A 14,296-nucleotide genomic window follows, 5' to 3' on the forward strand; every position below is an offset into this window, starting at 1 on the left:
GTCTTCTGAAAAGGACTAGATATTGAACCGATATGATGCAATATCTCTGTCTTAACCCTCTCCTCAAGAGGTAAGCCGGCACTTGGCATGAGGTCTAAAATACGATCTAGCAAATCGTATTCAAGGAGTAACCCTCTGTCACTAGAAGTTATCACCATACCACCGGCAAGCGGTCAACCCCCTGTTGGCTTAGTCATTGTGCTGCATGGCTGGGGTGCCAACGCCAAAGATTTAGCATCTGTGGTGCCGGTGTTGAATTTACCGGATTACCAGTTTATCTGCCCAAACGCCCCCTTTAGTCATCCCCGGATGTCTACCGGCAAAGCGTGGTACAACCTGGAACAACAAGATTCCAAGGGATTAACAGAAAGCCGGCAACTATTAAAAGATTGGTTAAAATCCCTCGAAAGCACCACCGGCGTCCCCCTTTCGCGCACAATTTTATGCGGATTTTCTCAAGGTGCGGCAATGACGCTGGATGTGGGATTAACTTTACCCCTTGCCGGTTTAATCTGCCTTAGTGGCTATTTGCATCCAAATCCTCAGCCAGCCGGCAAGATTTCCACACCGATTTTGATTGTACATGGCCGACAAGACTATATGGTTCCTCTGCGTGCTGCCCAGCAAGCGCGAGACACTTTAACTGCTTTAGGATTGCCGGTGAAGTATCAAGAATACGACATGGGGCATGAAATTGTGCCGGCTGCCATTGTTCTGATGCGAAGTTTTATTGTGGAAACCGTGTCGAATACCCGCTAAAAAGCTTAGGATAGATGTCGGAGTCGCATCTGTACTCCTTGAGTCAAAAGTTAATGCAGATGCTAACCAAAGGAGGGCGGATCAATGGTAACTTCGAGCATTTTCAAGCAAGAAATCGCTACTCTGACATCAGATGATGTAGCGAAACTGGCTGTACGGCTAGAGAAAGATGAATATACGGATGCCTTTGAGGGGCTAAATGATTGGCACCTTTTGCGTGCCATCGCATTTCAACGTCCAGAACTCGTTGAACCTTACATCTACCTCCTGGATATGGAAGCTTATGACGAAGCTTGACGGGAAGTAACAGAGGAACTCCAGCAGTGAGGGAGAATTAGACTAAAAGTTCTCCCTTACTTTTTTCTAAATTTTATGTATGGCAGACGCGTTTTAATTGGTATCACCGGCGGTATTGCAGCTTATAAAGTCTGTGATGTGATTTCAACCTTGGCAAAAGCTGGGGCTGAAGTTCGGGTAATTATGACGGATAGTGCCCAAGAATTTATCACACCCCTAGCGGTAGCAACCCTATGCCGGCATCCCGCCTATACCGATGCAAATTTCTGGCAACCCACCCACAAACGCCCGCTACATATTGAGTTGGGGGAATGGGCAGAAATTTTCGCAATCGCGCCGCTAACCGCAAATACGCTGGCAAAATTAACTTACGGTATGGCAGACAACCTGCTGACGAATACCGTCCTCGCTTCTACTTGTCCGATTTTGTTAGCACCGGCAATGAATACAGATATGTGGGAACAGGTGCCGGTGCGGCGAAACTGGCAACTAATTCAAACCGATTCCCGATATCATAGTGTCGGCCCTGATGCCGGTATTTTAGCCTGTGATCGGGTAGGTTCCGGACGTATGGCAGAACCTGAGCAAATTTTGACCCAAATTGAATCGCTGCTACATACTGCCGGCAAACGAGATTTAGCCGGTAAACAAATTTTAATTAGTGCCGGTGGAACCCGAGAACACTTAGATCCGGTGCGCTTCATCGGTAACCCTTCGACAGGTAAAATGGGCATCGCCTTAGTCCAGGCAGCCGTCCACCGGGGTGCTAAGGTGACACTGGTTCACGCACCAATGGAGACAAAAATGCTCGCCTCTGTGCAACAAGTGCGAACCATTGCCGCCGGCAGCGCAGCGCAGATGCAACAGGCAATGCTTGAATGTTTTCCCGATGCTGATTTAATTATCATGGCGGCAGCGGTAGCCGATGTTAAGCCGGCGCATTACACAGCCCAAAAGTTACCAAAACGAGCACTGCCGGCCTCTTTACCTTTAGAGCCGGTGCCTGATATTGTGGCGCAATTAAGCACGCTCAAACAACCTCATCAGCGTTTGATCGGATTTGCCGCCCAAACCGGCGATATTTTGACGCCGGCGCGGCGGAAATTACAGACAAAAAAATTAGATGCGATTGTTGCCAATCCGATTGATATCCCGGATGCCGGTTTTGGCAGCAACACCAATCAAGCCATCTTTCTAAATAGTGAAGGCCGGCAAGTTGAAATTCCCCCCTGTAGCAAGCTGCAACTCGCTCATCATCTCTTTGATTTTCTTCAAGAAGAAGCCGGTAATTAATCCCAAGCACAATTACTCAAACAGGTTAAACTACACATTTAAGCAAGCCGAGCCTTAATGATTTTACATTTGTTAACTTTAATGAAAGTATTAAGCAGCAAACATTGCAGGCATTTTCCACTGTTAGAAAATAACTAAATTTTGCTAAAAGTAAAGTTTTTTGTCATGAACAGTTGCTTTCAAAATGCAGTGCTATATTAATAAGTGAAGCAACAAAGCTTCCCTGGCAGAGACAACAGCCAAGTCCCATTAAATTGAGAGGTAAAAAGAGCTGTTTCACTTAAATCTGTCTCGTCTAAATACAGTCACACCCAAGCAAAACGCTGATACTTCCTCACTTAGTTGATAGAGAGCAATGTCACTGATATTCCTGAGCAACCTCAGTGAAAATATAAATCAGTACACCTCTAAAAAAGATCACCAAACAAGAGGAAATCACTCAGTTAGTAAAGCCTTGGGTGTTGCTGTTTAAAATATTAAAAACAACTAAATCGTTTCCCAATCCCCTCATCCGCTAATCCCAGCCTTCTTTCTCTAAAATCTAAAATTTTGTGAGTCTGCTATCCTAGGTAGAGTTTTTGACCCAGTTTTCTGAGAAAATTGCGTTGTTTTCTATATAGCCCTGCTCATAATGAGAGGGATGCGTTTAGGATAGCCATTCTGTATGCCCAGAACCCCTAATGAATATGCCGTTCACATCTTGATGGAGGGTGGACACCGGGAAGAAGTTCGTTTCCCGACCATTCAAGAATTTCAGAAGTGGTACAGCGGCGAATTAGTGCCCAAATCCAATTCCAACGACTTCATCAGCGTACCGATCAAAAATATTCAAGGTGAGTATATGGTCGCACGCCCCTCCCGAATTTTGGCGCTTCGGGTAGAACCGATTTACACATCTAGTGTAGAAAGATACACCGAAGAAGATTGACACACCTGGCTCTCATTTAGGCTGTGCCAAACAAATCCTCCCCACTCTGGTAGAAACCAGTGTGGCTACTTGTCTATCCAATATTGGCGGCACCATTACATTCAGCCTTCATTCTCCTGGTTGCTCAAGCCGTATCGTTCACACCACGGGCTGAGCTTGCTTCTCAGACTCCCATGCGGAATTTAGACACAGTTCTGATTGTTTTTGCCTCCAATATTGATTTATTGCTTCATCGAGTTTTCGGGTTATTGAGACTACATAGCGAAGTGATCAGGATGGCATTGGCGTGAAGCCGGCTAAAACCGGCAGCCAGTGTTTTTCTCTCAGCGCAGCTTAGCGACTGAGTCTCCTACTCTATCGGATTTCTCTTTATGATTAAAAAATTGGCTTTGGTGCTCAGTTTAGGAGTCGCCTTATCAACGCTTCAATTGAGTGGACTCTCAAGTGTCCCATTGCAGCCCATCATTCCAGATCGTCAGAATACCAGCAACGTCTTAGGTTTAGATGACCAATTGTGGGACAAAGCCGGCCAACCTGGTGATCGGCAAGCAATGCTAACTGCGATTGACAACAGCCTACGATATTTAGAAACACCGGCAGCCGCCAAAGCCTATCAGCAGTATCCGGCAGCTGATATTACTCTTGATCGGGTTCGTCGCAGCCTCCAACGGTTCCGGCAACTGGTGATCAAATCAAACTCGCCGGCAGAACTGCAAGCGGCTGTTCGCCGTGAATTTGTGTATTACCAATCAACCGGCAGCGATGATCGGGGAACCGTGTTTTTCACCGGCTATTACACACCGCAATTTGCCGCCAGCCGCGTCCCCACTTCAGTTTATCGCTATCCCCTCTACCGCCGGCCCTCCAACTTCGCCAACTGGTCTCAACCCCATCCCACTCGCGCCCAACTCGAAGGTTACGATGGGTTGCAAGCGGCGAATGGCCCACTCCGGGGGATGGAACTGGTGTGGCTGAGTGATCGCCTAGAAGCCTTCTGGGTTCATATCCAAGGCTCGGCGCAATTGCAGTTAACTGACGGCAGCGTGATGAGCGTTGGCTATGGCGGCGCAACCAACTATCCTTATACCAGCATTGGCCGGCTCCTGGCAAACGATGGTAAATTAAAGCTCGATGGCCAGACAATCCCGGTTCTCACCGACTTTTTCCGCAGAAATCCGGGTGAACTGAATAACTATCTACCGCAAAATAATCGCTTTATTTTCTTCGCAGAAACCAAGAGTGGGGGACCGACGGGAAGCTTGCAAGTGCCGGTGACTGCGGAACGCTCGATCGCCACCGATAAATCCGTCATGCCGCCCGGTGCCTTAGCCTTGGTTCACACAAAATTGCCTTACCACAATGCTGCCGGTCAGATAGAGCAACGCTTGGTGAGCCGCTATGTGCTTGACCAGGATGCCGGTAGCGCCATCAAAGGGCCAGGTCGCGCTGATTATTTTGTGGGAGCCGGTAAGATGGCTGGAGAACGTGCCGGTGTCACCGGCACCAGAGGAAATCTCTATTACCTACTCCTCAAGTAAGGAGACGCTCACAATCTTTAGATTTTGCCGGACAGAGCCGAGTGATTAGCCTTCAGTCTCTGGCCGGCACCCTTGAGCTTAGTACCCTAACTAAACCATTCAATCGGCTATGCTATTCTGGGTTGACTTGGATCTGAGGCTCCAAGAAAATCAAAAACAACCCTTTAGATTATCATTTTTCCTGGGTTAACCCCTGACTTTGGACGAACTTCTGGGGAAACTTTTTACTCCCCCGCTTCAGTGTTTATGCCAACTCCACTCAGTCGCGATCAACCCGAAAAATGAGGCATTTAACCCCAAGCGGATAGTCTGCACTGAATCACGCCTATGGACTCACCTTTTGATATTACCCTGCTGATAGTTTTAACTGTCGTCAGCGGAATAGCGGCTCAAGTTCTGGGCGACTATTTAAAAGTCCCCAGTATCGTTTTCTTGCTGCTGTTCGGCATTCTCTTAGGCTCGGATGGCTTGGGGGTGCTGCATCCCAACCTGCTGGGCGAGGGGTTAGAGGTGATTGTGTCTCTCTCAGTAGCATTAATTTTATTTGAGGGAGGGCTGAATCTAGAACTGCGAGAACTCGGAAGAGTTTCAACGAGTTTGCGGAACTTGGTTACCATCGGCACGCTAATCACGCTCATTGGCGGAGGCATGGCGGCGCACTGGCTGGGCGAATTTCCTTGGCCCATTGCCTTTCTCTACGCGGCGCTTGTCGTTGTCACCGGCCCGACCGTGATTGGCCCATTGCTGAAACAGGTACAGGTTGATCGTCAGGTTGCCGCCTTGTTAGAGGGCGAAGGCGTCTTAATCGATCCGGTGGGGGCAATTTTAGCCGTTTTAGTGCTCGACATCATTTTAAATGGCGATGCTGACCCTGTAAGGCTGATTTCAGGCTTGGTTCTTCGCTTAGGAATTGGCGGCGCGATCGGCGCTGCCGGTGGTTGGGGTATGGGCTTTTTCCTGAAAAAAGCTGAGTTTCTCTCTGAAGAACTAAAAAACTTAGTCGTTTTAGCCGGCTTGTGGGGTTTATTTTGTCTGGCGCAAGGCGTGCGGGATGAGTCCGGACTGATGGCAACGGTGGTTGCCGGTATTGTTTTGCGTTCGGCGTCTTTGCCAGAGGAGCGTTTGTTGCGCCGGTTTAAGGGCCAGCTCACGATTTTAGCCGTTTCAGTGCTGTTTATTTTGCTGGCTGCAGATTTATCCCTCGCCAGTATTATCGCTTTAGGATGGGGCAGCCTTTTCACAGTCTTAGCACTCATGTTTATAGTGCGCCCGATTAATGTCTGGCTTTGCACTTGGAACAGTGGGCTAAACTGGCGTCAAAAGCTCTTTGTCTGTTGGATTGCCCCCAGAGGAATTGTTTCCGCCTCAGTGTCTTCTCTATTTGCAATTTTGTTAACTCAGCGCGGAATTAACGGGGGAGATTCAATTAAAGCCCTGGTTTTTCTAACAATTATCTTGACGGTTTTTGTGCAAGGATTAACCGCTCGTTGGGTCGCTCAGTTGCTCCGCGTTACCTCCACAAAGGCAACCGGCGCTGTGATTGTTGGGTCGAATCCTCTATCACGGCTGATTGCGCGTCTATTCCAAGAACGGGGTGAATCTGTCGTTATAATTGATACCAACCCGGAAGCTTGTAAGCTGGCTGAAGAAGAAAATATTCCGATCTTTTTAAGCAGTGCCCTTGATACGAATGTATTGGACGAGGCGGGACTGGCATCAATCGGAACATTTTTAGCAATGACGAGCAATGGTGAGGTGAATTTAGTATTAGCTCAGCGTGCTGCGGAAGAATTTCAACCTCCTAGAGTTTTGGCAATATTCCCTCGTGATCCGCAAGCCAGTCCTCCCACGAATAAAGCAAAAATAAATCAGCCGTTTATGCCAGATGTGCCAAGTAAAGCTTGGAACGAATATATTAGCGACGGGGAAGTAAAGTTAGGGGAAACGCTTCTTAAAGAACCTGGCTTTGCTTTTCAAGAAGCTCATCTCCAAGCGCTAATTCGTTCGGGGGAATTGGTGCCCTTATTAAGGGAACGGGAAGCGCATTTGCAGGTAGTGCCGGCCTCTGAAACTTGGCAACCTGGAGATCGAATTATTTATCTGCTGCACGATCCTAAACCCAAACTTTTGAGGCGACTATCGGGTGCAAACAATTCTCGTCTAACTCTAGAAAAGCTGCCGGCGGTGGAAGAAATTCCGATCCCGGCTGCTGTGTTAGAAACTGCTTTAGAAGAAGTTAAAGCCGAGTCGTAAAAGTTATGACTGATGGGCTTCTAACCAAGCGACTAAATCACTAGCCTCGGAGAAATCCAACAGCGCTTCACCTAATTCCTCGAGCTGAGGGATGGATAAACGCTGAATGCGTTCTTGCATCTGTGAATCAACTCCACCCAGCCGGCGGGCGATCTGGCGTAAAATTAACAGCAACTCGCCAACTCGCCTTCTTGCCGACCTTCTTGCCGGCCTTCTTCAAGAATAGCTTGATAGGTAACAGATTCCTTCATAATGTCCTCTCTAAATAGTTGACGGCTCAAATCTTTTTCGAATCGTAAGCCGGCGAGAATATCCGCACAACTTAAAATATTTCGCCACTCATCAATGTCTTTAATTCTAGCGATTTGTTGAGCGACTTGCTCTAGGAAGGTTAGGGGAGAGGCGGTGCGAGTTAGAGTGGCTAGGAGCAGCAGTGCGGGGTTAGCTAGGAATGGCGCAATTGATGTAAAATTCAACGATCCTATAGGCACCGGCTTGTGTCATACAGGTATGACTTGTGAAATTGGACAGGTTAAGGTGACAATTGGAGATCCGCAGTATTGAATGTAAAAGGCTTAGCTATTGTTAGAGCAAAAAGGTTGATAAATTATTAAAAATTGAATGTATTTTACTGTAATTTTTATTAACAATTAATTTTCTAAAATTTCTTAGAGAATTTACTGCCTAATCTTTGCAGCATGAATGCTATTACTAGCATCAATGGTAAGTGGATTATGCAGTTTATAGGCAAACTGTGCGAATTTTTATCCACGGCTCTCTCCATGCAGAGACTCGGTATCCATACATAGAGTAAACTCTAAAACAGTAACTTTGGATACCAAATTAATCTGATGGCTAGAACCTTATACTACGCTCAGAGATCGCCTTACGCTCGGAAGGTGCGGATCTTGCTGGCAGAGAAAAATTTGCCTTGTGAACTCAAGGAAACCGATATTGCGAATAAATCACCCGAATTCCTAAAAATTTCTCCGATTGGCAAAGTCCCAGTCTTCGTAGAAGAAGATGGCACCACCCTTTGGGACTCTACATTGATTGTGGAGTATCTTGACGAAACTTATCCAGAGCCGAGTTTTTACCCCAATGATCGCGCTCAACGCCTCCAATGCCGGCAGTGGGAAGAACTAGCCGATACTCTAGGGGATAATATTGTTGGCCTGTGGTATCAGAAGCGTAAAGGCGACAAGGCAGACGCCGGCGATCAGGCAAAGTATCAAGCGGCGATTGACCGGCTCTTACCTATCCTAGAACAGCAACTCAGTAACTCCCCGTTCCTCCTTGGGACAACTTGGACGGCTGCAGATATTGCTGCGCTTTCTGCCCTCGGCTACTATACCCTGCGATTTGGGGAAGAGTGGCAGCGGCAGCACCCACAGCTGGAACAATGGTTTAAAACTCTCCACCAACGCGCATCAGTAAACTCAACAGTTCCGCAAGGATAATCGGCAGTTAAGAATAGCGTCTCTAATTTGCATATTTGCTGGATAGTTGAAATAGAGGTAAAAGGAAAAATTTTTTCTTTTACCTTTTACTTTAAATAGGGCACCCAAGCCGGCAAAACCTCTGAGGAACCGTACCACAAACCAACACGCCTTGGAGAGTGCGTCACCCCTTCTAACACCAGGTTTTCCGCACCCTCCAGATGTGCGGCCTCAACCGGCGTTATTCCATCTCCCCAAGTATTGCCGATTCCACAAGTCAATTTATAACTGTTGTAAGCCAACAATTGCCCCGGACGCCGCGCTCCAAAAATCGCCTTGCCGGCAACACAGATATAACGCACGTTCGGATGAAACGCGCCCGGATAGTTATTATTGACAAAATCTAGATTCTTGCGCGTCCAACGTTCATATAAACTGTATTGAGGAGTTCCCAGCGTCACCAACGTCGTCACCGATGGATGGGCGAACCACAAACCGGCATCTTCCATCACATCTCCATGAATGATGTAAGGTTTTTCTCCTAAATAAATGCGCGAGATCCAGCCGGCAGCAGAGTGACCTATTAAGTTAACTTGAGAAGCATTGTATTCTTGTAAAACTTGTTTGACTGTGCGATCTAGGAGGCGCAAAATAGGAACAATTGACCGTCCCCCCACCGTTGGTAACCAATCCCGCCGGCGCACCGGCACCGTCACTGCAGGGAAACCCAACTCCACCAAAGATTGTTGTAATTCGCGATATTCAGCAGCGCCAGCAAAATAACCCGGTAAAATAACAGTTGGTAATGGCATTTTAGTTTTTAAAGTTAAAATTGAGTTGACAATTATTTCAAGATATGCTTAAAAAGTGAGAATAAATATACACTCATTTAGCTCCTTGTTTTGTTAATCTTAGGTAATATTTTATGATATTTTGCCATCATATTGTTTGGTTTTGCATCCCTCTATAAACAAATTGATAAGTAAAAGTTAATTTAAAATTTAAAATGCCATTATGCTGCGTGAACCAATTCCGACTAAGTATTCTGCAATCGTTATTGTTCGGTTAGAACAGCGATTTTTGTTAGTTCAAGAATGTAATTACGATCAGCCCTGGTATTTCCCAGCTGGCAGAATTGAGCCAGGAGAAACTTGGATAGAGGCGGCACAGCGGGAAACATTAGAGGAAGCCGGAATTCCTGTGATTCTTGAAGGAATTATTCGCATTGAATATACGCCTGTGGATGGAATATCGGCTCGTGTTCGAGTGTTTTTTGTCGCACGTCCGCAAAATAACACATCCCCAAAAACAATAGCAGATGAAGAATCTTTAGGGGCAGCCTGGTTTACGTTAGAAGAATTAGAGAAGCTACCGCTTCGCGAACAAGATGTTCGAGAAATCTGTCATTATGTAGCCGGCGGTGGGATAATTTACCCGCTTGAGCTGGTAACTTTAAAGGGAGCGCCCTTTAGAAAATAAAATTAAAAATTAAACAGGCTATTCATTCAATTTTGAAAACTGAAATAACTGTGCAAACCGGCATATTATACGGCATTGGCGTTGGCCCAGGCGATCCAGAATTAATCACGGTCAAAGGAATGCGGCTGCTGGAAAGGGTGCCGGTGGTGGCATTTCCAGCCGGCATTCACGGCAAACCGGGAATCGCCCAAGACATTGTGGCTGAATGGTTGCGTCCCCAACAAGTGCAACTGGCGTTAAACTTTCCATACGTGCAAGATGAGGAAATCTTGACACAAGCGTGGCAGCAGTCAGCGGAAACAGTTTGGCAATATTTGCAGCAGGGACAAGATGTGGCGTTTGTCTCTGAGGGAGATGTGAGCTTTTACAGCACGTTTACCTATTTATCGCAAACACTACAACATTTGCACCCAGAAGCTGTGGTGCAGACAATCCCCGGAATTAGTTCACCAATGGCAGCAGCAGCAGCTTTAGGATTACCCCTAACCATTCGTGGTCAACGCCTTGTCGTGTTGCCGGCACTTTATAACATCACTGAACTGGAAACAGCGTTAAATTGGGCAGATGTTGTGGTGCTAATGAAGCTGAGTTCGGTTTATGAACAAGTTTGGGCACTATTACACCGGCATAACTTACTAACCAATACTTGGGTGGTGGAACGCGCTACCTTACCAGACCAAGTGATCTATACTGACTTGCGAGATCGTCCCCACTTAAAGTTGCCTTATTTCTCGCTAATGATTGTACAAGTGTCTGGAACGAAGCCTATCAGATTCGAGGATAGCAACTTTTAAGCCGGCAAAGCGGTCATTTTTCTAGAGAAAATTTAGCTCAGCAGTGGTAAAAACCCCTTCTACGATCTTAGAATTTTGAAGTAATTCTGACGCTTAATCTGTGAGCGGAATACTTCTGTAGAATAGATTGCCTGCTGACAAGTCCGCCACGACAGAGTGGCCTATAGTGTACCGATTATGGAAAACGCCTCCCCCTTGAATAGCCTGCGAACAACACTGTTGGAGCCAACTTGGTTGGCCATCTTCGCCTCAGTGGGCATCCATGCACTTCTCGCTGTTGGTTGGCCTATGTTGCCGATGTCTTCCAAGACAGTTAAGCCGGCCTCAACAATTAATGTTATTCAATTAACTCCCCAAGAACAGCGTCTCCTGCCGGACTTGTCAACAAGATCGCAAATTACGCTACCACCGATTCCTTCGCCGATTAATTCACTGCCGCCTCTGCCGGCGCTGCCAGGAGAAGGTCAACTGCCCAAGCTGCCGCCCCTAGATAATCAAATAACCGCTTATAATTTTCCTCCCCTGCCGCCGCCCAACGCCTTTCCTAAATTGACCGATCTGCCGCCGCCCATTTCCTTACCAGATTTATATAGCGCCATACCTCCCACTTCCCTCCCAGATTGGTCAAACCTGACATCCCCCGCCGATATCCCCGATTGGTCAAACCTGCCACCGAACAACACGGTGCAAGGTTCCCTCAAGCAACCGCCGGCAATGGCCTATCCGAACTGGGATCGCCTGCCGGCACCGCCGCCATTGACAAGTTTTAACCCCCCTCCAACATCAGGTGGGACATTGCCGAATCCGGGTTTGCAGGCAGGGCTATCGCCCCTTGATCAAATGCTGCCGGCTGATCAACCGGATAACCCCCAAGCAAGGGAAGTTCAACAAAAGGTTGCACAGACCTTGGAGAAACGACAGCAAATCGCACGGCGGCAACAGCAACAGGAACAAGCTGCCCGTAAAACAGATGCGACTGGGGCAACGGCATTAGCAAAACCAGGCACTCCAAATTCCAGTTCACTCACCCCTGAGCAACAACGCAGGGCACAAGAGGAAAGAATCGCGGCAATGATGCGGCAGAGGCAGCAACAGCAACAAGCCGCCGCAACTGCCACCGGCTCGATTTCAGAGAATGACCAACTGAGGCTGAGGGCGACAGAAGCCTATACCGTCTACTTTGCCCAAGTACAAAAGGCAAATCCTGATGCGGTGATGGCAAGCCCCCAATCAATACCGGCCCCCTATCCAAAAGAGGCCGGTTCACCGCAAAAAGAAGCGGCTGCTTTAGTGGCGGTGACGGTGAACCCCCAAGGCAAAGTTGTTGAAGCACAGCTGTTAACGAAAACAGGGAATGAAGTGCTGGACAAGGCAGCGATAAATGCGGTGATGCAGGCTCAGTATGATCCCACTGAAAAGCCGGTGGTTTACCAGTTAGTTGTCCAGTTCCAAACCGGCAACTCACCCCAGAATGCAGCACCGGCAACAGAAAAGCCGGCACAAAACCAGCAGCCAACGCCGGAAAAACCGGCAACCGAAAAGCCAGCACAAAACCAGCAGCCAACGCCGGAAAAACCGGCAACCGAAAAGCCAGCACCTGAGCTGATCCCCGAACAGCCGGTGCCGGCACCCACTCAGCCGGAACAGTCTGCACCAACTCCAGAAAAGCCGGCAGCCGAACAGCTTGAAAAACAGGCACCGACACCAGGCGCAGGAGCATCTGACCTGATCCCCGAACAGCCGGCACCGGCACCAGAAAGCGGGGCACCGGCTCAGAACCCCGACAAGTCCACATCTGTCCCTAAAAAGCCGACAGTGAATCAGACTTCTAAAGAGTCATCCGCTGTCCCACAACAGCCGGCAGCAACTCCAACACAGGCTGCAACACCAGCTCCACAACAGCCGGCAGCGACTCCAACACAGGCTGCAACACCGGCTCCACAACAGCCGGCACCTGAGCTGATCCCCGAAAAGTCTCCGCTTAGAAAGGAATCTGCACTTCCCTCAGTGCCTTAACTGAGGATCGGCGGAATTCTCTCAAAGCATCAGGTTGCAGAACAATAACGCAGAGGGAAGCCGAGAAAACTTAAATCTCAGCTTCCCTCTTTTTGGTTCAACTTGGCTGGTTTCAGGAAATAACTTAAACCACGCCGGCAAGAACTTTGCGCTCATCCTCAGCGATGGCCAAATTCCGCTGAGCCATTGCCCACTGTTCTGGGAATTTATCCAAGGTATAAACCTGCAAGGCATTTTCATAGCAACTAATGGCTTGCTCTAAATTCTCCAGCCGATCACCTTGAGGGCGATCACTGTAAGCCACCGCTAAATTATTTTGGGTGCCAGCCCACACTTCTGGGAAGCTTTCCGGGCTAAACACAGCAGCCGCAATTTCGTAGCCGGTGATAGCAATCTCTAAATTACTGCCCTTATCACCCATTGGGAATTGCTGAATCAGATTGCTAAAATTGCCAATCACGCCGGCAAGTCCTTCGCCTTCTTCTTGATCCACCTGCGGCAGCGTTGACATTGCCCAGCTTTGCAGCAATTGCGCGAAAAATCCATCCAGCTTATCTACATTATTTTGCAGCAGGGGGTAAACTACTTGCGGATCAGGATTTTCTGACACGACTTGCAAGATTTCACCCAAGAAATTGAAATACTCCTCTGGACTAGCTGCGGCGGCGGCTGCGTTACCCATCGCCGCATTTAGCTGAGTTGCGAACTCCTGCAAGAACTCCGCAGCATCGTGATTGCCCTCCTCTTGCAGCTTTGCCGATACCATTTGCATCGTTTCTACCAAGCCGGCATCAATCAAGTCTAGGTGGGCATTCAAAATCTCCAGTTCTTCACCACTCGTACAAGTCATCAGCGATTCGATCAGCGCCAAGTAAGCTTGGATGCGTTCTTCATTCATAGGGTTTATGCGCTTAGATTTGATTTTTTGTCTTGATCACTCCCTTCCCAGAAGAAGATTATCGCTATCTCAGCATTTTTCTGTGCTGCCCAACGGGTATTCTTAAAGTGGAAAGCGAGTAAACCTTTTAAATCTTAACGTTTATACTTTTGCTGCCGGCAGGACGCACACCGGCATGAGTTTTGCTGAGTACACTAGCAGCCGGCAACCCTTCCCCTGCAATGGTTACAATAGCCGGCAGGCATCTCCCTCACTGATTAGCAAATCCTCTCAAAGCCCCTGTGAGCTAAAATTTCTTCCAATTACCCAGTTCAGGGAGTTCCTTATTCCAGAAAGCTTTGCTATGATAGCAAAGCGCATCATGCGGATGTGGCGAAATTGGCAGACGCGCCAGATTTAGGTTCTGGTTCCGCAAGGAGTGAAGGTTCAAGTCCTTTCATCCGCATTAGAAGCCGGTTGTGAGCCGGTTGAAGCTAACGTTTTTTTGTCGATTGCCACATTAGCAGTATCCGGGGTTTTTGAGCGCTCAGGAGGCAAAACATTTAATTTTAGTGAAAGAACCGCAGGAAGGAACTGCCAAGCTCGTAGAGCTAGAGCTGGAC

The 14,296-nt window shown here is 47.9% G+C and carries 15 protein-coding genes and 1 tRNA gene; 12 read left to right on the forward strand and 4 right to left on the reverse strand.

Annotated elements, in window-relative coordinates:
- Positions 1–135: 135 nt before the first annotated feature.
- The 6 genes from H6F56_RS16325 (at position 136) to H6F56_RS16350 (ending at position 7,068) form a co-directional block, all read left to right on the forward strand.
- Positions 136–759 (forward strand): alpha/beta hydrolase, encoded by a 624-nt coding sequence (locus H6F56_RS16325; RefSeq protein ID WP_190670299.1) that lies wholly within the window; start codon positions 136–138, stop codon positions 757–759.
- 84 nt (positions 760–843) lie between these two features.
- Complete coding sequence (locus H6F56_RS16330; protein WP_190670073.1) at positions 844–1,056, forward strand: DUF2555 domain-containing protein; 213 nt, start codon at positions 844–846, stop codon at positions 1,054–1,056.
- A gap of 75 nt (positions 1,057–1,131) precedes the next feature.
- Positions 1,132–2,349 carry a bifunctional phosphopantothenoylcysteine decarboxylase/phosphopantothenate--cysteine ligase CoaBC gene (gene coaBC / locus H6F56_RS16335; RefSeq protein ID WP_190670075.1) on the forward strand — a complete coding sequence of 406 codons (1,218 nt, stop codon included), beginning with the start codon at positions 1,132–1,134 and terminating at the stop codon, positions 2,347–2,349.
- A 664-nt stretch (positions 2,350–3,013) separates the two neighbouring features.
- A complete protein-coding gene (locus H6F56_RS16340; protein ID WP_190670077.1) occupies positions 3,014–3,277 on the forward strand; it encodes a hypothetical protein in 264 nt (87 codons plus the stop codon).
- Between the two features lie 371 nt (positions 3,278–3,648).
- Positions 3,649–4,815: a murein transglycosylase A gene (locus H6F56_RS16345; protein ID WP_190670079.1), complete on the forward strand. Its 1,167-nt coding sequence runs from the start codon at positions 3,649–3,651 to the stop codon at positions 4,813–4,815.
- A 327-nt stretch (positions 4,816–5,142) separates the two neighbouring features.
- Complete coding sequence (locus H6F56_RS16350) at positions 5,143–7,068, forward strand: cation:proton antiporter (RefSeq protein ID WP_190670081.1); 1,926 nt, start codon at positions 5,143–5,145, stop codon at positions 7,066–7,068.
- A gap of 3 nt (positions 7,069–7,071) precedes the next feature.
- On the opposite strand, the gene H6F56_RS26420 is transcribed toward H6F56_RS16350, so the two are convergent.
- Together H6F56_RS26420 and H6F56_RS26425 are read right to left on the reverse strand one after the other, a co-directional pair.
- A complete protein-coding gene (locus H6F56_RS26420) occupies positions 7,072–7,242 on the reverse strand; it encodes a DUF4351 domain-containing protein (protein WP_242032046.1) in 171 nt (56 codons plus the stop codon).
- Positions 7,233–7,559: a hypothetical protein gene (locus H6F56_RS26425; RefSeq protein ID WP_242032047.1), complete on the reverse strand. Its 327-nt coding sequence runs from the start codon at positions 7,557–7,559 to the stop codon at positions 7,233–7,235. Before H6F56_RS26425 ends, H6F56_RS26420 begins: the two co-directional genes overlap by 10 nt.
- Before the next feature lie 360 nt (positions 7,560–7,919).
- Between H6F56_RS26425 and H6F56_RS16360 the strand changes: the two genes are divergently transcribed.
- Entirely contained in the window at positions 7,920–8,528 is a 609-nt protein-coding gene (locus H6F56_RS16360; RefSeq protein WP_190670083.1) for a glutathione S-transferase family protein, read from the forward strand.
- A gap of 86 nt (positions 8,529–8,614) precedes the next feature.
- Here H6F56_RS16360 and H6F56_RS16365 read toward each other — a convergent pair whose 3' ends face one another.
- Positions 8,615–9,319 carry an esterase/lipase family protein gene (locus tag H6F56_RS16365; protein ID WP_190670085.1) on the reverse strand — a complete coding sequence of 235 codons (705 nt, stop codon included), beginning with the start codon at positions 9,317–9,319 and terminating at the stop codon, positions 8,615–8,617.
- Between the two features lie 202 nt (positions 9,320–9,521).
- Here H6F56_RS16365 and H6F56_RS16370 point away from each other — a divergent pair, with 202 nt between their 5' ends.
- The 3 genes from H6F56_RS16370 (at position 9,522) to H6F56_RS16380 (ending at position 12,796) form a co-directional block, all read left to right on the forward strand.
- Positions 9,522–9,986 (forward strand): NUDIX hydrolase, encoded by a 465-nt coding sequence (locus H6F56_RS16370; protein ID WP_190670088.1) that lies wholly within the window; start codon positions 9,522–9,524, stop codon positions 9,984–9,986.
- Between the two features lie 32 nt (positions 9,987–10,018).
- The gene (locus tag H6F56_RS16375; protein ID WP_199312958.1) at positions 10,019–10,780 is read left to right on the forward strand and encodes a precorrin-2 C(20)-methyltransferase; all 762 of its coding nucleotides are present in this window, start codon (positions 10,019–10,021) and stop codon (positions 10,778–10,780) included.
- Positions 10,781–10,957: 177 nt separating this feature from the next.
- A complete protein-coding gene (locus tag H6F56_RS16380) occupies positions 10,958–12,796 on the forward strand; it encodes a TonB family protein (RefSeq protein WP_206753411.1) in 1,839 nt (612 codons plus the stop codon).
- 124 nt (positions 12,797–12,920) lie between these two features.
- Here H6F56_RS16380 and H6F56_RS16385 read toward each other — a convergent pair whose 3' ends face one another.
- Positions 12,921–13,694, reverse strand: a complete 774-nt coding sequence (locus H6F56_RS16385) for a tetratricopeptide repeat protein (protein WP_190670092.1) — start codon at positions 13,692–13,694, stop codon at positions 12,921–12,923.
- 175 nt (positions 13,695–13,869) lie between these two features.
- On the opposite strand from H6F56_RS16385, the gene H6F56_RS16390 reads away from it, so the two are divergent.
- Positions 13,870–14,094: a hypothetical protein gene (locus tag H6F56_RS16390; protein WP_190670094.1), complete on the forward strand. Its 225-nt coding sequence runs from the start codon at positions 13,870–13,872 to the stop codon at positions 14,092–14,094.
- Positions 14,058–14,139 (forward strand) — tRNA-Leu (locus H6F56_RS16395). The genes H6F56_RS16390 and H6F56_RS16395 overlap by 37 nt, the downstream gene beginning before the upstream one ends.
- Positions 14,140–14,296 lie beyond the last annotated feature (157 nt).

Source organism: Microcoleus sp. FACHB-672, assembly GCF_014695725.1.
Classification (GTDB): domain Bacteria; phylum Cyanobacteriota; class Cyanobacteriia; order Cyanobacteriales; family Oscillatoriaceae; genus FACHB-68.

Coding starts and splice junctions, on each gene's coding strand:
- H6F56_RS16390 (WP_190670094.1), top strand. CDS start 13,870: ATGAGTTTTGCTGAGTACACTAGCAGCCGGCAACCCTTCCCCTGCAAT.
- H6F56_RS16350 (WP_190670081.1), top strand. CDS start 5,143: ATGGACTCACCTTTTGATATTACCCTGCTGATAGTTTTAACTGTCGTC.
- H6F56_RS16360 (WP_190670083.1), top strand. CDS start 7,920: ATGGCTAGAACCTTATACTACGCTCAGAGATCGCCTTACGCTCGGAAG.
- coaBC (WP_190670075.1), top strand. CDS start 1,132: ATGTATGGCAGACGCGTTTTAATTGGTATCACCGGCGGTATTGCAGCT.
- H6F56_RS16340 (WP_190670077.1), top strand. CDS start 3,014: ATGCCCAGAACCCCTAATGAATATGCCGTTCACATCTTGATGGAGGGT.
- H6F56_RS16385 (WP_190670092.1), bottom strand. CDS start 13,694: ATGAATGAAGAACGCATCCAAGCTTACTTGGCGCTGATCGAATCGCTG.
- H6F56_RS16365 (WP_190670085.1), bottom strand. CDS start 9,319: ATGCCATTACCAACTGTTATTTTACCGGGTTATTTTGCTGGCGCTGCT.
- H6F56_RS16330 (WP_190670073.1), top strand. CDS start 844: ATGGTAACTTCGAGCATTTTCAAGCAAGAAATCGCTACTCTGACATCA.
- H6F56_RS16345 (WP_190670079.1), top strand. CDS start 3,649: ATGATTAAAAAATTGGCTTTGGTGCTCAGTTTAGGAGTCGCCTTATCA.
- H6F56_RS16380 (WP_206753411.1), top strand. CDS start 10,958: ATGGAAAACGCCTCCCCCTTGAATAGCCTGCGAACAACACTGTTGGAG.
- H6F56_RS16370 (WP_190670088.1), top strand. CDS start 9,522: ATGCTGCGTGAACCAATTCCGACTAAGTATTCTGCAATCGTTATTGTT.